Below are 22,656 nucleotides of genomic sequence, written 5' to 3' on the forward strand. Positions count from 1 at the left end.
GTGCCAGTGGGGGAGTACTCGCGGCGCCCGGTCTCTCTTGGCAAGACATTGGGAGAGATAATCAGCGATTGGAGAGGATGAATTTGCCGCCCTCTGCCGCGAGGAGATGAACGGGGGCAAAGCGTGCGAGGTCAGCGGCGCGTTGCTTGCTGAAGGTGAGCAGGAAGATGCGTTGGCGGCCGGCCCAGGCTTGGCGGAGTCCGTCGTCGGTGCCGAAGATGGGGGGAGCGTCGGGCCAGAAGGAGCCGTACCAGGGGCCGTAGATGCGTCCGTTGACGAGGCCTGCCTGTTGGCCGGTGTAGAAGAGGAGAGAGGAGCCGGAGGAGAGCCAGCCGTCGATGATGACGCGGTCGCCGGGGTGTAGTTGCTGTTTGACGGTGAGGGCAAGATTCTTCGATCCGAGGATGGGGTAGAAGCGGACGAGGCCCTCGTGGGCGGCGAGGAGGGAGACGGTCATGGCGGTGGCCAGGACGAGATTTGCGGCGTAGGTGAAGGAGCGGCGGCGCAGGAGGTAGCTGCCGAGGCCAACGCCGAGCATGCTGAGGGCAACGGCGGTGAGGGGTCCGCGGAAGAGTCCCATGGCGTCTCCGGTGAGGTCGAAGAGGTGGCCGAGGGAGAGGTTGTAGAAGTCGGGGTTGGAGTTGAGCAGAGATGCGAGGTCGGTGCCGGGGGCGGGGTGCGGTGCAGTGAGGGCGAAGTATCCGCAGACCATCGCGATGGCGGTGGAGAGGGGGAAGAGGAGGCAGAGATGCCAGCGGAGGGCGCTGCAGACTGCTTCGAGTTTGGCGGAGGTGAGACTTTGAGAGTGGTCGGCGCGAGCGAGGAGACCGCCGGCCATAAGGCAGAGAGCGGGGATGGCGGGGATCGAGTAGTACTCCTGACGGCTGGAGAGGGAGAAGAAGCCCATGACGAGGAGGCTCCAGAGAAGAAGGCAGAGCGATGCTTCGTGCTCGCGTGCGCGGGTGAGGGTGTTTGTGGCGATGCTGGAGGTGTGGCCGCGGAGGGTTCGGATGTGGTCGGCGATGGCTCCGGGGAGGAAGACGGTCCAGGGCATGATCCAGATGGCGAGATAGATCCAGAAGACGAGGACGGGGGTTTGGCCATAGTCGTGGGGGATGCGTTTGGAGAGAAAGCGGGCGATGTGCTCGTTGTAGAGATAGAACCAGGCCCAGCCTGCTTTGGCGGGGAGACCGAGATCCGGGGGCATGGAGATGGCTGGGTTTCGGAGGGCGGCGAGGATGTGCCAGGGGGCGGCTATGGCCAGGAAGACCAAGGTGCCGGGGATGAGGTGGAGTTTCAGGAGGAAGTGGAGTTGTTTGGTGATGGCGAGGTAGAAGAGGACGAAGGCGATGGGGAAGACCAGTCCTATGAGTCCTTTGGTCAGGACGTTTAAAGCCATGACTGCGGCGAAGGCGATGCAGGGGAGGAGAGCGGAGTAGCTTACACTCCCACCCTTCGCGAAGTGCGCGAAGGATGGGGCACCCGGGCTTTGGTGGCTGGGGGAGGAGAGCGGATCGCGCTGCCGCGCGATTACCCACTCATCGCGATGAGACTGCGATGAATGGGGCACCAGGTTTTGGGGCTCGATCTGAGATGTCCGGCTTTGTGGCTCGATTCCGAATGCCCGGTTTGGTGGCGTGGTTTGAGAGTGCAGGCGGTCGAGGGCTATGAGGAAGAGGTGGACGGCGAGGGTCATCCAGAGAGCGATGAGGATGTCCGGGATGTAGAAGCGGGTGTAGAGGTAGGGGCCGATGCTGGTGGCGAGGGCGATGGCGGCGTAGAAGCCTCCGCGATCGGGTTTTTCGGCTGGAGAGACTGTTGCGAAGAGACGAATGCCGAGGGCGTAAACAGCGAGTAGAAGCGCGAGGACTGCAAGAGCGAGAGGGAGGCGGGCGGCCCAGTCGTGAATGCCGAAGAGGCGCATGGAGCCGGCGGCCATCCAGTACATGAGGGGAGGCTTGTCGAAGAAGCGAATGCCGTCGATGGTGGGGGTGACGTAGTCGTGACGCTGGAGCATCTCGCGGGCGATCTCGATGTAGATGGAGTCGACGTCGTCGAGGAGGCCGGGGGTGAAGAGGCCGCCGATCTGGAGGATGAGCCAGAGAAAGAAGATGACAGCGAGGGAGACGGGATTCCAAGGGCGGCGCGATGTGGCGTTTTGGGGAGAGGTCTCGTGCACTTGGGTTTCTTCGTCGAGTTTGAGCTGGTTCTGCATGTTCGGTTTATGGCTTTGCCAGATAACCCAGTGATCCGATCAATCAGCGATCGATCTGCGATATCGGAGTTTCCTCGTTGGTTCGGATCAGGGAGTCCTGCCTGGGTTGTCGAGGGGACGGTCGGTGAAGAGCGCTTTGCCGGAGCTTTCGAAGAGAAGGACTTTGTGGGTGCCGAGGAGTTGGTCGACGGCGTCGCGTTTTTCGAGGGGGACGAAGAGAAGTTTGCGTTCGCCCTGACCCCAGATGTTCAGAAGATCTTCCGGGGTGAGGAAGACGGGAGGCGCGTCGGGGAAGGTGCCGCCAAAGAGCATGGAGGAGGCGCGGCCGTTGACGAGATAGATCTGACGGCCGAGGTAGAAGGTGATGGAGGAGCCGTAGGATTGGTCGCCGTAGAAGATGACTTTGTTATCGCGGGAGATGGAGTGGTCGGCTTCGAGTTGCTGGATGGTGTCGGCGAAGCTCTTGGAGGAGAGCATGGGGGCGAAGCGGGCGAAGGCGATGTGGGCTGCGATGAAGAAGGAGGTCGCGGTGATGGCTACGGCTGCGGTTGCGGCGAGGTGACGGCGCTGGGAGCGAAGAAGCCAGGCGATAGCGGGACCGATGAGGAAGGCGATGGCGGCGAGCGTTGCGGGAAGGCGGAGCGCTGCGAAGCTGGGGCCGGTGAGATCGAAGATGCCGGACATGGAGAGGGTGTAGTCGCCGACGCCGCGATGGGCGAGGAGATCGCCGATGTCGGGGACGAAGGGGAGGTGGCGGGAGATCCAGAGGCCGTAGATAAGGGTGATGGCGATGGCGACTCCGAGGACGGTGAAGGTGGCGTGGCCGACGGTGATCCAGCGGCGGGAGCCGGAGTCAGTGGAGTAGGTCTGCTCGGCGTGCGCGAGGGCGACGGCGAGGAGGAGGATCATGGAGAGGTAGGCGGGGAAGGTGTAGTACTCCTGGTTGGTGGAGAGAGAGAAGAAGACCAGGACGAGCGAGGCGAAGATGCTGAGAAGGAGCGTGCTGCGCTGGGCGAGGGTGTTGACGCGGAGCAGCGGGCTGTCGGAGGGAGAGTTCGATTGGCGGCGGCGGAGACCGTGGAGCAGGAAGAGGATGAGCGCCAGGAAGAGCGTGAAGATGTAGGGGATCTTGAAGGCGTTTTGCAGGATGAGGCCGACTACGACGACGGCGTAGGGCTGCCAGTAGAAGGTTCTTGCTTCGTCGATTTGCGCGGGGTTCGAGGCTCGGTAGCGCTGGTAGGCAAGGTAGGCCTGGCGGAAGAGGGTTCCGCAGAAGAGCGACCAGGGGAAGAGCCAGACGAGATGAAGGCTCCAGAAGAGGTAACCGGGGAGTTTGTTGTAGTCCTTGGGGTAGCGGCGGCCGAGGAAGCGGAGGACGTGCTCGTTGATGAAGTAGAACCAGAAGAAGCCGTGGCCGTTCATGCCTCCGGTGTTGCGCAGGCCGGCGAGGATGTGCCAGGGAGCCGCGATGAGGAGGAAGAGCAGGATGCCGGTGAATGGCTTGAGGCTGCGCCAGTTTTTGTACTCGCCGCTGAGAGCGAGGTAGACGATGGCCGCGCCGAAGAAGAAGACCAGGGCTACGAGGCCTTTGGTGAGGACGGCGAGAGCGAGGGCCGTCCACATGATGTAGGCGTAGGGCACGGATCGAGAAGCGCGTTTCTCCACTGCGGCGGCAAGTGCACCGCCTCCGGTCGAAATGACAGATTTTTTTCCTTGTAGCTGATCTGTCTGAAGGGATCGGAGGAGGCAGAAGAGGGCGATGGCGAGGAAGAGGGACAGCAGGACCTCGGGAATGTAGTAGCGGGTGAAGAGGAAGACGCCGATGGTGGTGAGGGTTGCGAGGCCGGTGTAGAAAGCGGCGCGGGCGTTGAAGGCTCGATAGGCCCAGTAGTAGCCGAGCAGAGCCAAAAGAAGGACGCCGATGGTCTGAGGGAGATGCGCGGCAAAGCTGTTGAAGCCGAAGAGGCGGAAGCTGAGGGCTCCGAGCCAGTAGGGGAGCGGTGCTTTTTCAAGGTAGCGGATGCCGTCGACGCGGAGGGTGACGAGGTCGCCGGAGAGGGCCATGTGACGGGCGGCGCTGGCGTGGGTGGCGTCGGCGTCGTCGAGCAGCGGGGGAGTGAAGAGGGCTGCGAAGAAGATGATGAGCCAGAGGCCGGTGAGAACGAGGAGGGCCGTGGAGCGGCGGGGGGTGCAGGAGTCGAGGGACGCCCTGGTGTCGGCGGTTGGTTCCAGTAAGGTTTCTTTGATCATGATTTGGGCGCTCTCTAAGCATAAATGGCGGAGAGGGCCTGTGGCCGGCGTCGAGGAGCGGGATTCAGAGAATCGGCTGAGGGATGTAATCTGCTGGTGGTGGGATTTTTGCTCCCTGAGGTGATTTCAGAACCATGCCTACGTTTGCCGCGATCGATATTGGGTCGAACTCTTGCCGGTTGAAGATAGCAACTGTTCAGATGCATCGGTTGAAGACTCTGCACGAGGACCGCGAGGTGACGCGGCTGGGGGAGAGTGTCTTTCAGACGGGTGTGATCTCTCCCGAAGCGATGGCGTCGACGATTCGCGCGCTGAAACGCTTCCATAAAGCGGTGCAGCTGCATGTGGTGGATAAGGTTCGTGTGGTGGCGACGAGTGCGATGCGTGATGCGCGGAATGCCGCGGCGTTTACTGAGTGGGTGAAGGCGACGACGGGTTGGAATGTTGAGGTGATCTCGGGGCTCGAGGAAGGGCGGCTGATTCATCTGGGGGTGGTGACGCATGAGGTCGGGGCGCGGGGGCGGTGCCTGCTGATCGACCTGGGCGGCGGGAGCTGCGAGGTGACGCTGTCGGATGGCGGGCGGAACAAGTCGATGGTGAGTATGCCGCTGGGCGCGGTGAGGTTGCAGGAGGAGTTTCTGCGGACCGATCCTCCGTCGAAGGAGGATGTTGCGCGACTGAAGCAGTTTATCGACCGCGAGTTGAAGAGGGCGGAGAAGAAGCTGGGGACGCCGAGGGTGGGGCTGGTGATTGCGACGTCGGGGACGGCGTCGGCGCTGGCGGAGGCGAGTGGGCACGTTCGCAAGGGCAGGGTGGTGAAGAAGACGCTTGCCAAAAAGCGGCTGGAGCGCGTGGGTGCGCTGACTGCGGACACTCCGGATGTGCGAAGGCTGGCGGACCGGCTGGCGAAGATGAACAACGCCGAGCGGGAGGCGGTTCCGGGGATTGGGCCGCGGCGGTCGGAGATCATTATTGGCGGGTCGCTGGTGTATGCGAGCTTGCTGGAGAAGATGGGGTTGAAGGGCTTTCGCTACTCGCCGCTGGGGCTGCGGGATGGGATGCTGGCGCAGATGCTGGCGGAGGTGGATCTGCGGACCTCAGTTCACCAGAAGATCGAAAGCGAGCGGTGGGCTGGCGTGCTGGAGGTCTGCGAGAGGTACGGGATTGAGCAGCGGCAGGTGGAGCCGGTGAGGCAACATGTGGTGGAGTTGTTCGACGCGCTGGCTCGGGTACATGAGCTGCCGGAGGAGTACAGGCTGTGGCTGGAGGCTGCGGCGATGATGCAGGATGTCGGCAAGTTTATGAATCACCAGGGACACTACCGGCATACGCAGTACATCATTGCGAACTCGGAGATCTTCGGATTTTCGCCGGAGCAGCGAATGATCGTGAGCGCTGTTGCGCGGTACATGGGGAAGAGTCGGCCCGATGCGTTGGACCGGCCGATGCGGTGGATTCCTGTGGAAGAGCATATGAACGTTACGCGGGCTGTGGTGCTGCTGCGGCTGGCGGTGGCGCTGAATCAGGACCGGGCCAGTGCCGTGCTCCAGATGAAGACGCATGTGTACCCGAAACGGGTGCTGCTGGAGCTGGTGCCAGGGCGCGGCGGGGCGGAGCTGGAGGCGTGGTCGCTGAAGAAAGAGGCGGCTTACTTCCGAGAGGTCTTTCGGCGGGAGCTCTTCGTCGAGGTGGCGTAGAGGGCCCGGACGGTGCGGGGGTCCAACAGGGCTTGCAGGGTCGCCGGGCCTCGGGTGAGGACGACGCGGGCGATGGAGCCTTTGCGGAGCCGGATCCTGGCTTCGGGGTTGGTGGCGGGCACGAGAAGGGATCCAAGGAAGGTGGAGAGGTTGGGGTTATGGCCGACCACGAGTATGTTTTCGTAGCTGGCGAACTCGCGCAGGAGCTTCTGGAAGTCTTTGACGGTGGCAGAGGGGGAGAGTGATTCGGATTGCAGGATCTGGGCCTCGTAGCCGGTCTCGGTGCCGATCAAGGCGGCGGTCTGGAGACTGCGCTTGAGTGGACTCGAGACGATGAGGTCGAACTGGATGTTCAGTGCATTTAACACGTAGGCGAGTTGAAGGCTGTGCTTCTTCCCCTCTTTGTCTAGGGGACGTTTCACGTCGAGGAGTGGGTTTTTTCGACGAAGACCGGCGCTGGCGTGACGGAGGATATACAAATTCATAATCTATTCACATTTTACCGCAGGCTTGTTTCTGGAGCATGGCCGGGCGGTGAACTTGTCGTGAGATCGCAGGACTATTGCGGTGGTTTGGCTGGATCGTGATGGAAGACTCCCGGATCGGGCTCGTCTAGTGAAGGAGAGGCTGGCTCCGGGTTTGGGATGGGGTCAAGGGGCTGGGATGCCCGCGGTGTTTCGTGGGTCGAAGTCGGGGTTTGGGTGGAGATGGGGTGATTCGGGTGTAGAGGGTCGATGGGATTCACCTTGCCTACGACTGGAAGGATCGGCAAAGGGGAAGGGCGGAAGATGGGGTTTTGGAGGGCGAGCGAGGTTTCGGCGCCGCGCTGCCAGAAACGGGTGAAGAGGAAGAGGAAGAGTCCCAGCTGGGCGAGCACGATGGTGGGCCAGACTCGCGGCTGCGCGAGCATGTGCATGGAGGTGCGGGCGGTGACGATGACGGCGGCTGCTCCAAGAAGGGTGAGGAAGAGGAAGATCGGCCACGCTTGAGAGAAGTGGGCGCGGACGGTTCGCCATGCGGGTGCGAGAGCGCGACGCACGCGGCGGTCGGGTTTGCCGTTGTGGCGCAGGTGTAGCCCTAACTGGACGGTGTAGACCTCGACGAGATCGAAGTAGAGACGAAGGATGGAGGCGACGAGGAAGATGAGAATGTAACCGGTTGAGGTCGCGAAGAAGGCGTGACGTCCGACAGCGTGCTTGTCCACGTGTTCGGCCCACTTGCCCTGAAGAAATACGAGAGGGCCGAGGATGAGCGCAGAGATGAGGATGGTGAGGATAGTGATGCGGACGAATCTCCAGAAGTGGAGCAGGCCCAGATGGAGGAGAGTGCTGAGGCGGGCAGGTGCTTTGGTCTGGTAGCAGTACAGTGTTCCAGGGACGAGCAGGAAATAGACGAGGAGATAAAGGGGGATGGATGAAAACGATCCGGCGGTGCTGCCGGAGGGGCCGTCTTGCAGGCGGAGTACAGTTTCAGCTCCTGCGCTGACGTCGAAGCCGCTTGTGAGTCTTTGAGCGGCGAGCGAGTGATCCATCATAGAGCTGAACTGGCTATGAAGGCGAACCGTGAAGATCAGTGCGAGGACAAGGTTGAAAGCGTAGGCCCAGAGAACGGTGGGGAATCGGCGCAGCGTGAGGAAGAGGCCGTGAAGAAAGATGTTGCGACGTTCGATCATTTAGAGAGCTCCTGATTTGTGAGTGCGGGCGTTCAGGTTGGTCAGACAGTCAGTTTGAAAACCAGCATTCATACGATCCAGGAGGCGAGTTGGGCTAAGAGTTGTTGGAGGCTGAGCCAGAGGTTGGAGAGTTTGCGTGCAGGGATCTTGTTGGTTGCGGTGGTGTAGCTGTTGTTGAAGAAGTTCTTGTCCAGGAGGACGGTGTGGTCGGGGTCGATCTCGACGTAGAGGATCTTTGCGTTGCGGGTGTAGTTGAATTTGGTCCAGCGATCGAGGCCGTCCCAGTGTTCGCGCAGACGCATGCCGTCGTCGAAGACGATCTCGGCGGTGACAGGGAGGACAAAGTCGCCTTTGCGGCGGAGGTAGACGGTGGAGAGGTACTGAATCTGCTTTTTGTCTTTCGGTTCAGGAAGCCACCACTTGAGGGGATCGGAGGAGACTTGATCGACGGCGTAGTCGAGCACCTGGGTTCCGTCGACGGCCTGGTTGAAGTACGGGCGCAGGCTTGAGATGGGTATGACCTGAGAGGTGGCTGGAGCGTTGAAGATGGCGGCGAGGTCCGCCTGCGGAACGAGTGGAGTAGTGTCTGGGTGAGACGCCGTTTGAGTTGAGCGATTGATAACGGTGCCTCCGATGGCAGTGGCGCGGCCGTTTTTGATGGCGACTTCTTCGATGGTGCGCAGGAAGTCCTCAGTGGTTGGATGGGTGAAGCGATAGCGCATGAAGTAGGTGCGCATGGCCTCGTCCATGGTGTCGCGACCGATGAGGCCTTCGAGGGTGGCGAGGAGTGTCGCCGATTTGCCGTAGGTGATGATGCCGTATGAGTTGGCGTCGTGGAACTTGAAGGCCCAGCGAGTGACGGGATCGAAGTCAGGCCTGCCGATGTATTCGAGCCGCTCATTTTCATAGTCACCCGCGTTGGCATAGGAGCGGTCGAAGAAGGAGGTGTTGGGGCCGAGGATGGCAGCGAGAACACTGACTTCGGTGTAGGAGTTGATGCCTTCGTCGAGCCACGCGTCTTCGAACTCGTTGGTGGCTACCATGCCGTACCAATATTGGTGGCCGAACTCATGTTCGGCGGCGATCTCGGTGATGTGGGTTGGGTCGTACCAGGAGGTGTCGCCGGTGAAGAGGGTGGGGTATTCCATGCCACCCATCTCGGAGTCGGGTTCGGGGTCGATGACGGTGACGATCTTGTAGGGGTATGGTCCGTAGCGCTGATCGAACTGGGCGAGGGTCTTTTGAATGATGTCGAGGTAGCGTGGACCGGCTTTAGGATGGGCAGCGAGGGCGAGGACGTGGATCTTTACCGGTCCGAGCGAGGAGAGATAGGTGCCGTCGGTGATGGTGAAGTTCGGGCTGGCTGCCCAGGCGAAGTCGCCGATGTCTTCGCCGTAGAAGGTGAGGGTTTTGGTGTTGTCGGGGTTGACGGCTTCGCCGACGGGAACTCCGCTGGCGCCGACGAGGTAGCGGCGGGGAAGGGTGAGGGAGACGCGGAAGGTGGCGAAGTCGGAGAAGAACTCAGTGGTGGAGTGGTACTGATGGCAGTTCCAGGCACCCTGCCAGAAGACACCTGGCTTGGGATACCACTGGCCGCCCATGATGAAGTCTCGCTTCCAGCCGTTGCGCGCGACGGAGAGCGGGAAGACGTCGTGGAAGGCGAGGCGGAAGGTGATGGAGTCGTTGGGGGCGAGGGGATGGGGGAGGGTGAGTTCGGCTACGGTGTGGTCTTCGGCGTTGTTGTCGTCGGGAGCGATGAAGTGCATGGCTGCGGTGAGGTCGCCGTAGCCGTCGGCCTCGATGTGGGAGATGGTGATGCTGCCTAGCTTCTCTGCGGGGTAGCTGCTCTCGTCTCCCGGGTCGCGGCCTCCGCCAGTGAAGTGAGTTTCGCGAGTGAAGGTCGACTCGGGACGGAATGCGTTGAGATAGAGATGAAAGGGGATGGAGGTGAGGGATTGGCCGGTGAGGTTTTTGTAGGTGAGGGTTTCGGTGGCGTCGAGAGTTTTTTTGCTGGTGTCGAGTTTGGCGTCGATGTTGTAGGCGACGACGCGGGTGGAGAATGGCTTGCCGTCGGGTGAGTTGGTGGCGATGCTGGGCTGGGAAGTTGTCTGAGCATGGAGGGCCAGGGGGAGGAAAAGCACGGCGGCGACGGGGAAGGAGTGGAGGCGCGGCATACGGGGATTGTAGGGTGGCTTGGGGTTTAGGCGAGAAAAATCTGCTTCATTTCCAGACGGGCCTATAGCGCAGAGGAGTTGAACTGCCAGAGTTCGGTGACCAGAAGGCCGGCGAGCCGATGCTGGTGAGCGATTCGGGTGAGGCCCGCCTGTTGAAGCGGAGTGGCGTGGTCGGGGAGTTTTGTTGTGCGGAGATTGGTAAGGATGCGGAAGGCGAGATAGAGGCTGCGGATGAGCGCCTTCGCAGGGAGTCGCATGAAGCCGGTTGGGATGTGGAAGTCGGAGATGAGCCAGAGAGCTTCGGGTGAGAGGGCTCGGGCGATGTGGTTGATGAGGGTTTCGAGGTCGGGTTGGGTGAGGCAGTCCAGGAAGAAGTGTGTGACGACAAGGTCATACGGGCCGTCGAGAGGACAGGTGAGAGCGTTGGCTTGGTGCGTGGTGAGGTGTGTGGAGGCGTTGGGAGCTAGTGATTCGCAGCGTTGACGGAGGAGTTGCAGCATGGTGGCGCTGGTGTCGACTGCATCGGCCTGGAGGTGAGGGTTTTGCGTGAGGAGTTCGGCAAGGAAGCGGCCGTCGCCATCGCCGAGGACGAGTGCTCGCTTACGCTTGAGGAGGCTTGGAAGGTAATGGAGGCGGCAGTGCTCGAGGGCGTGGCCGAGGGTGAGGTACTCCAGCCAGCGATAAGGGCGTGCTATGAGATCGAAGCTGGGTTGAGTGGGCATTATCGGCGCAGGAAGGGGAGTAGAAGGAGAGGAGTGGTGAGGGCGAGGTCGGCGAGGCTTCGGAGGGTGAGGCGTGCTGTTTGATGACGGCGGCGGTTGAGAAGGAGAAGCGATGCGGCTGAGGCTGCGATCGCGCATGGTATTGGCCATGGAGCTTGATGGTCGAAGAAGGAAGTTGCGGCGCTGAGGAAGATGAGGCCGAAGGTGAGAGGCGGAAGGTTATTAAGGGCCAGGCGAGTGAGTACATGTGCAGGATGACTTGAGTAGGGCGGGGTGCCGTGCTCCCAGGCGAAGATGAAGAGGCAGTTGAGGCTGCACAGGGCTGCGAAGAGAATCGCAAGCGGGAGCAGGGAGACGCGGAGGTCGGGACGGCGGGCGACGGTGGGAATGAAGGTGGCCGCGGCGAAGAAGAGGCCGACGGCGATCTCCTTTGGGAGACGGTGAGCGTTGCTGGTGGCATGAATGAGGATGAAGTAACCGACGAGCAGGCCGCCCAGTATGAGGTAGAGGTGCATGGCTGCGGCTTCGAGATGGGGGAGAAGGATTGCGAGCGTGATGGAGGCTGTCATGATGCCGGCAAGGAATGCGCGGCGATGGCGATTGTGAAAGTAGTGACGTGCTTCGAGGTCTCCGTTGGTTATGGCTCCGATGAAGCGGGCATCGAGAAGGCGGTCGGCGGCGTAGAGCATCCAGACGGCGAGAAACATGGCAACGACGCTGATGGTGGGCAGGCGAAGATGATTGGCGGAGGCGACGAACCAGATCCAGAGAGAGGCAATGGTTGGGGCGTCGAGCGAGAGCAGATGCCAGAGCGCTAGGGGCGATGTGTGAGGGGAGATCTGTTGACCCGGTGAGACTGGAGACGCTACCGCCATATCTCTATCATGCGATATTTTCGCCCGGTTTGATCGGACAGGCGTATGGTTTTAGCCATGCAAATACGCCTTATGTGCAACGTTGCGCTCTTTGCGCTGATGATGAGTCCGGCAGCCGATAACGGTGTGTCTCCAAAGCCGATGATGGGTGATGCATCTACACTGACGACGGAGCAGGCTTCCGGCGGATTGAAGGAGGCGCTGTCGCGTGGGGTGACCACGGCGGTGTCCGAGACTGGCAGGCCTGGAGGGTTTGAGAACAATCCGCTGATCAAGATCACGATGCCTGAGAAGCTGCGCACGGTCGAGAAGGGTCTGCGCGCGATTGGGATGGGCGCGAAGGTGGATGAGTTCGAACACAGCATGAACGCTGCGGCGGAAGAGGCGGCACCGGCGGCGAAGTCGATCTTTATGGATGCGCTGAAGTCGATGAGCTTTGCAGACGCAAAGCAGATTGTGATGGGCGGCAATACGGCTGGGACCGATTACTTCAAGCGCACGACGTCGACGCAGGTATCGGAGGCATTCAAGCCCATCATCGAAAGGGAGATGGCGAAGACCGGCGTCACGGAGAAGTTCAACGCGATGATGGGGTCCGCGCCTCAGATGCCGTTCGGGAAGACGCCGTCGGTTGATATCAACGGCTACGTTCTGGAGAAGAGCGTCGATGGGATGTTCACGATGATGGGTCAGGAAGAGGCGAAGATCCGCACGAATCCATCCGCTCAGGTGACTCCGTTGCTGAAGAGCGTGTTCGGCAAGTTTTGAGATAAGGCGAGCGTTGCGAGATTGTCAGACTGCGGTTTCGACCGGGTGGGGCATGGGTTGGTCCGGACGGGTCTCGGAGGCGGCGGATACCCATAGGCCGGGATCGATGTCGGGGAAGATGCTGTCTCGGAGTTCGATCTCGGTGAGGCGGGTTTGCTCGGCTTCGGTGAGGGCGCCGGTTGATTCGAAGCTATGCCAGATGGCTTTGAGTTCGTTGAACTGATCGTTATGGGTGAGGAAGCGAATTTCGGCGTAGTCGCGAGCGGCTCCGGTGGTGATGAGGAACTGCCAGTCGGAGGATTCGAGGAGGAGGAGTTCGCGGCACAGCTGTTGCATGATGCGAAGGCCCAGTGCTGAGGCACGCCAGAGCCCTGCGGTGCAGACGTCGCGGGTGTAGATCTCGGCCGGGTAGATGTGGGTGTAGGTCCAGCTTGTCTCCGGGTTGAGCCAGACCTGATTGTTGCCTTCGGATCCCCAGGAGCCTTCGGGCATGGAGATGAAGCCGGCGCGCGGGTACTGGTCGAGGTAGTCGGCGCAACTGATGAGCTGGATTCCCGACTCGTATTCGTGGAGATTGCGGGCGACGGCTTCGAGCCAGAGGGGACCCTCGAACCACCAGTGGCCGAAGAGTTCGGCGTCGAAGGGGGAGCAGAGGATGGGTGGGGTGGTGTCGTTGAAGCCGGACTTGAGCGCCTCGTAAACGAGCTGAACGAAGTGGCTGGCGTGAGCTTTGGTGTGTTCGGCGGCTTGGAGCGGGTAGTAGGGCTGTTTATCGTTCATATCAACCCTGGAGCCGGTGACGCGCCAGTAGCGATGACCGCCGGGCCAGCGCTTCTTGTGGAAGTCGAGGTAGAGGCTGTCGCCGGGGTAGCCGGTGTCTCCGGACCAGACCTGGAGGCCGGTGCGGGGATCGCGGGGAAAGATGGTCGTGGCGTGATGCTTGTCGTAGGGGCCGTCGACGTAGTACGGCTGATAGAGGGAACGATGAGGCTGGTGGGTCTGGCGGTCTTCCTCGGGGCTTTGCGGCGTGTGGTCGCCGGGTTGGTCGTAAGGGGAGGAGGTGCGGCGGGACTCTTCGACGAGATGGGTGTCGACGAAGAAGAACTCTAAGCCAGACTCGGAGAGAGCTTGTTCGACGCCGATGCGGTTGAAGGCTGGAGGAGTGGGGCTGCCGTCGGCGTTGGAGACGGGATAGCTCCAGGAGCCGGCGGGCCTGTAGCCGCACTCGGGCGCCCAGATACCGCGGGGTGCTTTGCCGATGTGGCGGATGTGGGTGTCGACGGCAGTGCGGATCTGGGCTCGGACGCTCTCGTCGGTGCCGAGCAGAGGCATGTAGCCATGAGTGGCGCCGCAGGTGATGATGTCGATGAGGCCGGTGTCGTTGAAGTGGCGGAAGGCGGCGATGAGATCGCGGTCGAAGTGGTTGAAGTCTTCGAGTGCCTGCGAAAAGAAACGCTGCCAGAAGCGGGCAGTCTCTGCGAGATGGCCGTCGCCGGACTGCAGGAAGAACGCTTCGTCTTCGCGGGCGGCGACGATCTTGCGGGTGAGGTAGTGGGGGAACTCGGCGAGGAAGACTGGATGAGAGAGCTGCTCTAAGAGAATAGGCGAGAGATTGAGGTTGCAGTTGAAGCGGATGTGGTCGCGCTCGAGATTTTTGAGAACCCGGAGGAGCGGGAGGTAGGTCTCGGCGGCTGCTTCGTGGAGCCACTCGAGGCCGTGGGGCCAGGTGCCGTGATTGACGACATAGGGTAGATGCGCATGCAGGGTGAAGGTGAGAAACCCTGCAGGGCGGGACGCGTTGTCAAACGATGCCTTTGCCAAGACGGAACACCTCTGAGGCAGGGTTATTGGTTAAAAGCAGTACCGCGACGGTCGCGTCGGCTGGCTGCAGCTTGGTTGACAACTGTTATGCCTATGCGTTTCGGGCGATGAGCGACAGTCCGCGTGAATCTGCCGCCCCTGTTCTATAGCGTTAGATGCAAAGTTTTGTCTACTGTGGCGGCTGGTCTGCGGGCCTCGATTGCAGGTCCGGATTGGAGGTTGTGCTTTCGGTATTTTTTGTCGGAACCGAGAGAGACAAGGTGTTGGACAGGCGGAAACGGATGAGACTTTCAGAAGGGATTTGAACCTGCTCGCCACGGGTGATGGTGTTGGCACCTGCCCCGACGCCGCCGCCGGCAGCTGCACCGATGGCTGCTCCTTTGCCGCCGCCGAGGATGCCGCCAAGGATAGCACCAACAGCTGCCCCACCGCCGACCTTCTCGGCTGTATTTTTGCCGCGGCCTTTCCCTTCCACGCTGTAAGGCTCGGTGGTGATTGCGAGCTTTTCGCCGCGACGGTTGATGCTGATGAGTTCAACGGTGAGCAAGGAGCTGCCTTTGTAATGAGCTGCTTCCTGTACGGCAGAGACTCGGCCTGAGACGGGTGTTCCCTGACGGATGACGACGAGGCCGTCGATGATTACGTCTGTCGCGACGGTGCCGGAGAAGCTGTCGCCCTGCTGGGTGGTCGCGCTATCGAGCGTCTGATTGACGCGGACGGGGATCGTAGTATCCGGTGGCACGGTGATGTTACGGAACGCAGGAGGAGGTGGAGGCGGCGGAGGGGGCGGGGGGGGAAGTTCCTGCGGGGGCGGCGGGGCTACTGCTGCCTGTTGAACAGGCGCTTCAACGGGTGCGGACTCGTGGACGACTGGGGCCGGCTTTGGCTTGGGAGTCGGCTTGGGAGCGGGAAGCTTCTTAGGAGCGACAGGTGAAGGAGGGGGCGGCGGAACGGCTGCGGCGGTGACAGCCGGTGTGGGAGTCTGCACGGCGAGATTATTGACTACGGTCTTGATGCCGGCGACTTGAGAGGCGTCGGCTGCGGCGAGGGATCGCGCTGCTTCGCTGCTGACGTTGCCGGTGAGGGTGGCTACACCGCTCTGGACCGTCGACTGGATGGATTCAGCGCTGAGGGCGCCGTCGCTGGAGATCCGGCTTTGCAGGGCTGCGGTCAGGCTGGCGTCGTCGGTAGGTGCTGCGGGTGCGGAACCTTTGCATCCAGAAAAGCCAAGATTGACGGCTAAAATCGTAGCGGCCAAAAGAGCGCGTGTGGCGGAGAGATGACGGTTGGCGTACATGAAACCCCTTTCGTGCGTCGAGTGACTTGCACTGCGAACACTGTAAATCACAGAACAGCTATCCGATGCAACGTCTCGGATCGAAGTTTCTAGTGAATGGCGGTTTCCTCAACTTTGCGGAGAGGACGTCTTCTTAAGGATTAGACGAGTCCGTTGCTGAAAGATATCGAAAAATATCCCGGGTTGCATCTGACAGAGGTGAGATAAAGCCCGTAAGGGTCTTGGCAAATGATTCGCGGTGAAGACGGGAGCGCGCAACCTAATTGGAGGACGGGGCATCTTCCTAAGCAAGGCATTGAGACCGTGCGGTTGGGCGGACGAGGCGGCGTATTTTTCGGACCGGATATGAGATCCGATAGATTAGAAATCTTCAAGTTGAGTTATAAAGGGCGGAGAGGCAGATTCCGCACCTGAAGCCTGAAAAAGAGGAGAATGAGCATGTCAGATAGCGACAACGAGAGTGGAGTAAGTGGATTTGGTTGGTTCCTGGCGGGACTGGGGATTGGTGCTCTGGTGGGGGTGTTGTATGCTCCGAAGGCTGGGAAAGAGACGCGCGAAGATTTGGTAGCGAGCGCTCTGGATGCCAAGGATAAGGCAGCGGTTCTGGCGCAGCAGGCGCAGGATCGCGCGGCTGTTTTGGCCTCACAAGGAAAGCAACAGATGGGTGAGTACGTCGATCGTGGCAAGGAGTACTATGACCGCGGCCGGACGCAATGGGCTCAGTATGTTGAGAAGGGCAAGGGATTGGTGCAGGAGCATCAGGATAAGGTGTCTGCTGCAATTGATGCGGGCAAAGAAGCGTATACGAGCACGACGAGCGAATCTCACTCGTAAAACGGTTGTCTGTTAGTCGTTTCTGATAGTCTGGCCCGGTCGACCGTTGCTGGCGACCGGGCCTTATGATTGTTATCTCGTAACTTGAGGGATTGAGAGACGTTATGGAAGCGATGCGGATCGTGGTGTCAGGAATGTGGCTGCAGGACCCGGACTCGCTTTCGTCGGGGAACTCGAAGCTGTTGATGGTCTTTGTCGGCATGGTTGCGGTTGCGCTGGTCGTGCAGGCGATTGCTCTGATCGCAATGGCTCTTGGCGCGGCGAAGGCGAGGAAGCGCGGGCTTGAGATTGTGGAAGAGCTCCGCACGAAGGTGATGCCGATTCTGGATAGTTCTCATGGATTTATTCAGGACACTGCGCCGAAGATGAAGATCATCACGGAGAACTTTGTTGAGACGAGTCATGTGATTCGTACCAAAGCGCAGGAGTTTGATTTGACTGCGAGCGATTTGAATTCGAAGACACGCGCGCAGGTGGCACGGGTGGATGGGATGGTGACTTCGGTTCTGAATACTACCTCGGACATCTCGGAGACGGTGCAGCGGGGATTCAAGATTCCGGTTCGGGAGTTTTCGGGGCTGATGAATGGGCTGAAGGCTGGGCTGGACGTTCTGGTGGGACGGACGAAGGGGTCCGGGGGTGGGCGGCAGAACGGACGGCGCGACTCTGATCCGGGGTGGTAACGGACCTGGGTGGTAGCTCTCTGAATTATTGTCAGGTGATCCAGCCACCCCCGACTACCTCGTCTTCCTGATAGAAGACTGCGGACTGGCCGGGGGTGATTGCGCGTTGGGGCTCGTCGAAGAGGGCGTGGACCGTTTGGTCGTCGACGCGGCTGAGCGTGGCCATGGCCGGGGTGTGGCGATGGCGGATCTTGATGCTGACTCGGATGGCGTCGCCCGCGGCCAGGCTGGGGATGGAGATCCAGTTGAGGCGGTTGGCGAAGAGATCGCGGGAGAGGAGATCTTCGTCGGAGCCTACGTTGACCTGGTGGGAGTCGGGGTGGATGGCGAGGACATAGAGTGGGTTCGGCGAGGTGAGGCCGAGGCCCTTGCGCTGACCGACGGTGAAGCTCTGGATGCCCTCGTGGTGGCCGATGACCTCGCCGGTGGTGGTGACGAGTTCGCCTGCGGTGTTGGGGAGGTCTTCGCCCTGCTCGTCGAGGTAGGCCTTGAGGAAGGTGTTGTAGTCGCCGCCGGGGATGAAGCAGATCTCCTGGGAGTCGGACTTCTGGGCAACGGCGAGACCTGCGTCTGCGGCCATCTGGCGGACGGCGGGCTTTTGCATCTCGCCGAGGGGGAAGATGGTGCGGCTGAGCTGCTCCTGGGTGAGGCCGAAGAGGAAGTAGGTCTGGTCCTTGGACTTGTCTTCGGGGCGGGAGAGGATCCAACGTCCGCGTGCTTCGTCGAAGCGGTTGCGGGCGTAGTGGCCAGTGGCGATGCGGTCGGCGCCGATCTGGCGGGCGGTGGTGAGGAGCTGGTCGAACTTGAGGTGGTTGTTGCAGAGGGTGCAGGGGATGGGGGTGCGGCCGGCGAGGTACTCGCTGACGAAGGGCTTGACGACGTCGGCTTCGAAGCGCTCCTGCTGGTTGACGACGTAGTAGGGGATGTCGAGCTGCTCGGCGACGTGGCGGGCGTCGTAGACGTCGTCGATGGAGCAGCAGCGGCCCTGGACGGCCTCGGGCATGCCCTCGTGTCCGGCGAGGCGGCGCTGGTTCCAGAGCTGGAGGGTGAGGCCGACGAGGTCGTGGCCCTGAGCGCGCAGGAGGGCAGCTACGGCGGAGGAGTCGACTCCTCCGGACATGGCGACCGCTATCGTGTTGTTGGGCTCAGTGGGCATGGCTCTGTTCTATTTTCTCATCTCTCACTTTGCCAGAAGGAGATACCCCCTCCCCCGTAGCAAAAGTGTGCAAAGTCTTCAAAAGATAGAGCTTAGGTCTCAACCAGCTGATCCGGTTTCGTGGTTAAGTCCCATTTTTAGTGGCTTCCAGCGGCAAAGTATTCATTCTAAATAAGAAAGCTGAACCTTGGTTTGGCTCGGCTTTCTTCTCGATGTGAGAACCCTACTTCTTTAAGTATAGCGGTTCGATGAAACTGATACGCCACGCGATTTCGCTGGATTGGCGCGGGTTTTGGTGATTTGGGGCTTGACAGGTTTTCTTTGAATTCGACTCGGTGTCGATTCAAAATATTCTCCGAAACGAACGGCGGACCTCAGCGGCTAAAGCCGCAATGCAGCCAAAGCTCTTGCGGCACGGCTGAAGCCGTGCCCTTAACAATACGGTTAATGCACGGTTGGTAGGGTGGCACGGTTGGTGGGTGGTGGGGGCGAGATCGGATAGAGGTGGGTTGGTTGGTGGACTGCGCTCTCAGCGCGGAGCGCAGTCCACGGATAACTACTATTTTGCGGTGGCGGTGGGGGTTGGGTAGATGGCCTGGAGGGTCAGGATCTCGTAGGGTTTGATGGGGACGGTGACTACGTCTCCGGTGAGGGGGAGGTGGTCGCCTTCGGGTTTCTCCATCATGTTGGATTCGATGGCGTAGGTGGCTCCGTGGGGGATGTGGAGTTTGACTTCGGATGCGGTGCCGGCCCACTCGTACATGCGGAAGACCAAGGCGTTGGAGTCTTCGGCTTTTTTGATGGCGGTGAGGGTTACGTTGGGGTTTTCGATGCTAGCGAAGGAGTGTTCGGCGGGGAGGGTTCCGGTGTGGGCGAAGACCTGCTGGGCTTTGAGTGGGTCGTTGAGCTCGTAGCCGCGGCGGACGGTCTGCGCTTGCTTCCAGGTGCCGGTGTGGGGGTAGAGGGCGTAGACGAAGTGCTGGTGGCCGCGGTCGGCTTCGGCGTCAGGCCAGGTGGGGGAGCGGAGGAGGGTGATGCGGAGGGTGTTGCCGACGGCGTCGTAGCCGTACTTGGAGTCGTTGAGGATTGAGAGGCCCTGGTGGTCGTCGCCTAGGTCGGCCCAGCGCATGGCGGGGACTTCGAACTGGGCCTTCTCCCAGGAGTTGTTGCGGGTGGTGGGGCGCTCGATGGAGCCGTAGGGGATCTCGTAGGTGGCTTTACCGCTGGTGGCGGCTAGGGGGAAGGCGGCTTTGAGGAGGACGTGGGTCTCGTGCCAGTCGATGTCGTTAGTGATGCGGACGGTGTCGGCTCCGGCGTCGAGAGAAATGTCTTGAACAAATTTTGAGGACTGCCAATGACGGGTGATGCGTACGCTTTCGCCCTGTTGGCCGTCTGCAATTAGTTGGATCGAATCGACCTGGCTGATGGGTGTCATCGTGCCGTCAAGAGTCCCCGGGTCGATGTTCCAGGCGTCATATTGCTTGGGGGTGTCTTTGAAGGTCTGGAGCTGGTTGCCACAACCGTTGGGAGCGATGAATTCTTTATCGTCGTGCAATAGCCTTTTAATGCAGCCAGTGCTCTTGTCAATCTCCACTGACAAGTTCTCATTCCCCAAAATAATCGAATTGTCAGGAGGGCGCTGTCTCCAAGCTAGTTGACCTTGGATCGAGGTCTCTGCGATGGGCTGTTCTCCATTCACTCCGCTTGCGTTCAAAACTTTGTAGCCCTGAGAAGGCACATTGGACGACCGAACAAGAACTTTGAAGGTATTTGTTGCGTCGTCGTGGTGGAGTACCGTGATCGGCAAGACTCGATTCTGCTCGTCTTTCAATGAAATTGAATCGGAGTGCTCGGGGAGCTGAACCGTAGCTTCGAACGTTTCTGAGCGGGGCCATGCAAGTGTGTTTGTGACGAGAATCGGTACGCCAGATTTGACGCGGGTATCGATGCGGGCGGCGAGGGTGTTGAGGGAGTTGTCGGCGATCTCTTTGTCGGCGTGGAAGACTTCGGTGTAGTCGCGTTGGGCGTCTTTGTAGATGACGGCTATGCCGGAGCCGGCTGCGAGGTCGTGGAAGCCGTTGAAGGTGATTTTTTTCCAGTTCTCGGTGAGTTCGGCGTTGGGGTAGGGCTGGCCGTCTAGCCAGGCCAGGGAGGCTAGTTTTTCTGCGTCGAGGGTGGCTACTTCGCTGGTGCGCATGTTGCGTTTGTGCGCGGCCTGCGTGGTGTAGACGCCGCGGTGATACTCGAAGTAGAGCTCGTCTTTCCATGTTGGAATGCCGAGGGCTCCGTTCGCGGCTGGTGGGGCGGTGTAGCCCTTCGCGATGCTGTCATAGTCCCATGTCGGGGAGTTGGGGTTGAGGCTCTTTTCTACGTTGGTGAAATAGTTTTGCGCGGTGTGGTAGCGCATGGTGGGGACGGCGTCGTGATCTTTGGAGCCTGCGGCGATCCAGTGGTCGGCCTGGTCGAGCATGGCGCGGGTGGGGCCGCCGCCGTGGTCGCCGATGCCGTAGAGGTCGAGCATCTCGGTGGTGCCGGGGTTGCGGTCGGCGGACTCGGCGAAGTCTGCGGAGATGCGGGTGGGGTTGACGTTGTCGTGGACGTAGTCGGTGGGGAAGTAGGTGAGGACTTTGCTGCCGTCGGGCGACTCCCACCAGAAGAGGCGGAAGGGGAGCTGGTTGGTGTCGTTCCAGTGCATCTTTTGCGTGACGAAGTAGTCGAGGCCGGAGCGCTTGTAGATCTGGGGGAGCTGCCAGTTGTAGCCGAAGGAGTCGGGGTTCCAGCCGATGCGGGCGGTGACGCCGTACTGCTGCTGGAAGTAGCGCTGGCCGAGGAGGAGCTGGCGGACCTGGGATTCGCCGTCGGGGAGGTTGAGGTCGGGTTCGACCCACATGCCGCCGACGATCTCCCAACGGCCCTCTTTGACGCGCTGCTTGATCTGCTCGTTGAGCGCGGGATACTTTTCGGCCATCCACTCGGTGTACTGCGCGGCGGATTGGGAGAAGGTGTAGTCGGGGTACTCGTTCATGAGCTGGAGCGCGGTGGTGAAGGTGCGCTTGACGACGTCGATGGTTTCGCTGCGGGGCCAGAGCCAGGCGGCGTCGATGTGGGAGTTTCCGGCGAGGTCGATTTTGGCTTCGGCGAGGACGGGGTGGAGGGTGGTGAGGATCTCCTGGGCGTGGCGGAGGGATTTGTCGAAGGCGGCCTGGTCGGCGGAGGCGAGGGCGTTGGTGTCGATGGCGGCTACGGCCTCTTCAACTTTGGGGAGGAGGTCTGGGCGCGGGGTGGGGAGTGCGGGGAGGAGGTTGGCGGCGGCGATGCACTGGATGCGGATGTCGTCTGGGGATGGGCGGGCGTTGGCGCCGGTGGCGTTGGGATTTGGCTCGATGGTGAGGCGGACGCCGGAGAAGTTCTTGTCGTCGACGGTCTGGAGGAGTTTGACGGCTACGAGGATCTTGTCGCCGGGGTGGGCGGGTTCGAAGAGGACGATGGGTTCGAGGTCTTCGCCGAGGGCGACACGCTTGCCGTTGAAGTAGATGATCTCGGGGACGGCACCGTTGGCGTCGGAGCGGAACTGGAAGGAGATGCGGGCGCCGGTGATGTCGTAGCCGTTGAGGGTCCTGGGGACTTCGATCTGGCGGCGATACCAGACGGCCTCGTGGGGGGCTTTGGATTTGGGCTGGACGAGGGTCCAGGAGGAGTCGTCGAGGGTGGGAGATTCGCCGTGGGGGATGTCGCCTACGTGGAAGCGCCAGTCGCCTGCGGGGAGGGAGTTGAGGGTCTCGAGGGTGTGGAGCTTGGCTGCGGCTGCGGGTGAGAGGTTTTTCTGTTCGCGGACTGGAGTGAAGGATTGGGCGAGGAGGGGGGTGCAGGAGAGCAGGAGGGCGAGCGAGAGCCGGCTAAGACGCATAAAGGCAAGGGTAGCAAATGCATGCGGGAACTCACAACGGAGTCGTCGTGTGATTTGGTCCGCGAGAGCTCTGATCGGCGGGCTCTGATCGGCGGGCTGATGGTGTTGGGCGGATCAGACGGTCAGGTCGTGGATTGGGGCGTCGGGGGCGTTGGCTTTGACGGACTCGATGCCGGCGTCGCGCGCGGTGGTGGTGGTGTAGGTTTCGCTGGTGCCGATGACCTGATGGTTGGCGGCTTTGAGGTTGAACATGGGCTGGCCGTTCTTGGCTTCTTTACGCTCGTAGTGAGCATCGATGGGGGCGTTCTTCCTGACCGACTCGATGCCATTTTCGGCGGAGGACTTGCCGACGTACATCTCGCTGGCCAGGATGATCTGGCCGTTGCCGGCCTTGAGGTGGAAGTAGAACTCGCCGTCTTTTGCCTTCTTGATCTCGAACGTGCCTGCCATGAATTCTCCTTGAGAGGGAAGCGTTGGTGTCGTTTGCGAGGGCCGGATTTTTGCTGATTCGGATTGTAGCTCGTGTTTGAGCCGGGGGTTGAGAATTTATTGCAGAGGGGTGGTGGGTGGACGAGGGCGCTGGTA

General features: G+C 60.9%; 16 protein-coding genes. 4 read left to right on the plus strand and 12 right to left on the minus strand.

Annotated features, from left to right (window positions below; genetic code table 11):
• Positions 1-61: 61 nt before the first annotated feature.
• Together HDF10_RS20810 and HDF10_RS04110 are read right to left on the minus strand one after the other, a co-directional pair.
• Positions 62-2,215, minus strand: a complete 2,154-nt coding sequence (locus HDF10_RS20810; protein WP_406705671.1) for an ArnT family glycosyltransferase — start codon at positions 2,213-2,215, stop codon at positions 62-64.
• Positions 2,216-2,302: 87 nt separating this feature from the next.
• Positions 2,303-4,465, minus strand: coding sequence for an ArnT family glycosyltransferase (locus HDF10_RS04110; protein ID WP_183810708.1), 2,163 nt, complete (start codon positions 4,463-4,465; stop codon positions 2,303-2,305).
• Between the two features lie 134 nt (positions 4,466-4,599).
• On the opposite strand from HDF10_RS04110, the gene HDF10_RS04115 reads away from it, so the two are divergent.
• Positions 4,600-6,162 carry a Ppx/GppA phosphatase family protein gene (locus HDF10_RS04115; RefSeq protein ID WP_183766607.1) on the plus strand — a complete coding sequence of 521 codons (1,563 nt, stop codon included), beginning with the start codon at positions 4,600-4,602 and terminating at the stop codon, positions 6,160-6,162.
• On the opposite strand, the gene HDF10_RS04120 is transcribed toward HDF10_RS04115, so the two are convergent.
• The 5 genes from HDF10_RS04120 to HDF10_RS04140 form a co-directional block, all read right to left on the minus strand.
• Positions 6,114-6,647: a SixA phosphatase family protein gene (locus tag HDF10_RS04120; RefSeq protein ID WP_183810710.1), complete on the minus strand. Its 534-nt coding sequence runs from the start codon at positions 6,645-6,647 to the stop codon at positions 6,114-6,116. The genes HDF10_RS04115 and HDF10_RS04120 overlap by 49 nt on opposite strands.
• 74 nt (positions 6,648-6,721) lie before the next feature.
• A complete protein-coding gene (locus tag HDF10_RS04125; protein WP_183810712.1) occupies positions 6,722-7,834 on the minus strand; it encodes a hypothetical protein in 1,113 nt (370 codons plus the stop codon).
• Positions 7,835-7,902: 68 nt separating this feature from the next.
• Entirely contained in the window at positions 7,903-10,008 is a 2,106-nt protein-coding gene (locus HDF10_RS04130; RefSeq protein ID WP_183810714.1) for a M1 family metallopeptidase, read from the minus strand.
• Between the two features lie 62 nt (positions 10,009-10,070).
• Positions 10,071-10,730, minus strand: a complete 660-nt coding sequence (locus HDF10_RS04135; RefSeq protein WP_183810716.1) for a class I SAM-dependent methyltransferase — start codon at positions 10,728-10,730, stop codon at positions 10,071-10,073.
• The gene (locus HDF10_RS04140; protein ID WP_183810718.1) at positions 10,730-11,605 is read right to left on the minus strand and encodes a hypothetical protein; all 876 of its coding nucleotides are present in this window, start codon (positions 11,603-11,605) and stop codon (positions 10,730-10,732) included. Before HDF10_RS04140 ends, HDF10_RS04135 begins: the two co-directional genes overlap by 1 nt.
• A 57-nt stretch (positions 11,606-11,662) precedes the next feature.
• Between HDF10_RS04140 and HDF10_RS04145 the strand changes: the two genes are divergently transcribed.
• Positions 11,663-12,373: a DUF4197 domain-containing protein gene (locus HDF10_RS04145; protein WP_183810720.1), complete on the plus strand. Its 711-nt coding sequence runs from the start codon at positions 11,663-11,665 to the stop codon at positions 12,371-12,373.
• A 24-nt stretch (positions 12,374-12,397) separates the two neighbouring features.
• Here HDF10_RS04145 and HDF10_RS04150 read toward each other — a convergent pair whose 3' ends face one another.
• Both HDF10_RS04150 and HDF10_RS04155 read right to left on the minus strand, forming a co-directional pair.
• Positions 12,398-14,194 carry a glycoside hydrolase family 57 protein gene (locus HDF10_RS04150; protein WP_183810722.1) on the minus strand — a complete coding sequence of 599 codons (1,797 nt, stop codon included), beginning with the start codon at positions 14,192-14,194 and terminating at the stop codon, positions 12,398-12,400.
• Positions 14,195-14,363: 169 nt separating this feature from the next.
• Entirely contained in the window at positions 14,364-15,491 is a 1,128-nt protein-coding gene (locus tag HDF10_RS04155; protein WP_183810724.1) for a BON domain-containing protein, read from the minus strand.
• A gap of 438 nt (positions 15,492-15,929) precedes the next feature.
• On the opposite strand from HDF10_RS04155, the gene HDF10_RS04160 reads away from it, so the two are divergent.
• Positions 15,930-16,325, plus strand: a complete 396-nt coding sequence (locus tag HDF10_RS04160; RefSeq protein ID WP_183810726.1) for a YtxH domain-containing protein — start codon at positions 15,930-15,932, stop codon at positions 16,323-16,325.
• Positions 16,326-16,429: 104 nt separating this feature from the next.
• Positions 16,430-17,008: a hypothetical protein gene (locus HDF10_RS04165; RefSeq protein ID WP_183810727.1), complete on the plus strand. Its 579-nt coding sequence runs from the start codon at positions 16,430-16,432 to the stop codon at positions 17,006-17,008.
• 31 nt (positions 17,009-17,039) lie between these two features.
• Here HDF10_RS04165 and mnmA read toward each other — a convergent pair whose 3' ends face one another.
• From mnmA to HDF10_RS04180, 3 genes are all read right to left on the minus strand, one after another.
• A complete protein-coding gene (gene mnmA / locus HDF10_RS04170; protein WP_183810729.1) occupies positions 17,040-18,164 on the minus strand; it encodes a tRNA 2-thiouridine(34) synthase MnmA in 1,125 nt (374 codons plus the stop codon).
• 559 nt (positions 18,165-18,723) lie between these two features.
• On the minus strand, positions 18,724-22,071 hold the full coding sequence (locus tag HDF10_RS04175) for an alpha-mannosidase (RefSeq protein WP_183810731.1): 3,348 nt from the start codon (positions 22,069-22,071) through the stop codon (positions 18,724-18,726).
• A 114-nt stretch (positions 22,072-22,185) separates the two neighbouring features.
• Positions 22,186-22,521: a YegP family protein gene (locus tag HDF10_RS04180; RefSeq protein ID WP_183766634.1), complete on the minus strand. Its 336-nt coding sequence runs from the start codon at positions 22,519-22,521 to the stop codon at positions 22,186-22,188.
• Between the last annotated feature and the right edge of the window lie 135 nt (positions 22,522-22,656).

It is taken from the genome of Tunturiibacter empetritectus (assembly GCF_014201375.1).
GTDB lineage: Bacteria > Acidobacteriota > Terriglobia > Terriglobales > Acidobacteriaceae > Edaphobacter > Edaphobacter lichenicola_D.

Bases quoted from the DNA above. Each gene is read 5' to 3' on its own strand.
- HDF10_RS04155 (WP_183810724.1), bottom strand. From the start codon at position 15,491: ATGTACGCCAACCGTCATCTCTCCGCCACACGCGCTCTTTTGGCCGCT.
- HDF10_RS04140 (WP_183810718.1), bottom strand. From the start codon at position 11,605: ATGGCGGTAGCGTCTCCAGTCTCACCGGGTCAACAGATCTCCCCTCAC.
- HDF10_RS04145 (WP_183810720.1), top strand. From the start codon at position 11,663: ATGCAAATACGCCTTATGTGCAACGTTGCGCTCTTTGCGCTGATGATG.
- mnmA (WP_183810729.1), bottom strand. From the start codon at position 18,164: ATGCCCACTGAGCCCAACAACACGATAGCGGTCGCCATGTCCGGAGGA.
- HDF10_RS04120 (WP_183810710.1), bottom strand. From the start codon at position 6,647: ATGAATTTGTATATCCTCCGTCACGCCAGCGCCGGTCTTCGTCGAAAA.
- HDF10_RS04110 (WP_183810708.1), bottom strand. From the start codon at position 4,465: ATGATCAAAGAAACCTTACTGGAACCAACCGCCGACACCAGGGCGTCC.
- HDF10_RS04175 (WP_183810731.1), bottom strand. From the start codon at position 22,071: ATGCGTCTTAGCCGGCTCTCGCTCGCCCTCCTGCTCTCCTGCACCCCC.
- HDF10_RS20810 (WP_406705671.1), bottom strand. From the start codon at position 2,215: ATGCAGAACCAGCTCAAACTCGACGAAGAAACCCAAGTGCACGAGACC.
- HDF10_RS04115 (WP_183766607.1), top strand. From the start codon at position 4,600: ATGCCTACGTTTGCCGCGATCGATATTGGGTCGAACTCTTGCCGGTTG.
- HDF10_RS04180 (WP_183766634.1), bottom strand. From the start codon at position 22,521: ATGGCAGGCACGTTCGAGATCAAGAAGGCAAAAGACGGCGAGTTCTAC.
- HDF10_RS04130 (WP_183810714.1), bottom strand. From the start codon at position 10,008: ATGCCGCGCCTCCACTCCTTCCCCGTCGCCGCCGTGCTTTTCCTCCCC.
- HDF10_RS04165 (WP_183810727.1), top strand. From the start codon at position 16,430: ATGGAAGCGATGCGGATCGTGGTGTCAGGAATGTGGCTGCAGGACCCG.
- HDF10_RS04125 (WP_183810712.1), bottom strand. From the start codon at position 7,834: ATGATCGAACGTCGCAACATCTTTCTTCACGGCCTCTTCCTCACGCTG.
- HDF10_RS04135 (WP_183810716.1), bottom strand. From the start codon at position 10,730: ATGCCCACTCAACCCAGCTTCGATCTCATAGCACGCCCTTATCGCTGG.
- HDF10_RS04160 (WP_183810726.1), top strand. From the start codon at position 15,930: ATGTCAGATAGCGACAACGAGAGTGGAGTAAGTGGATTTGGTTGGTTC.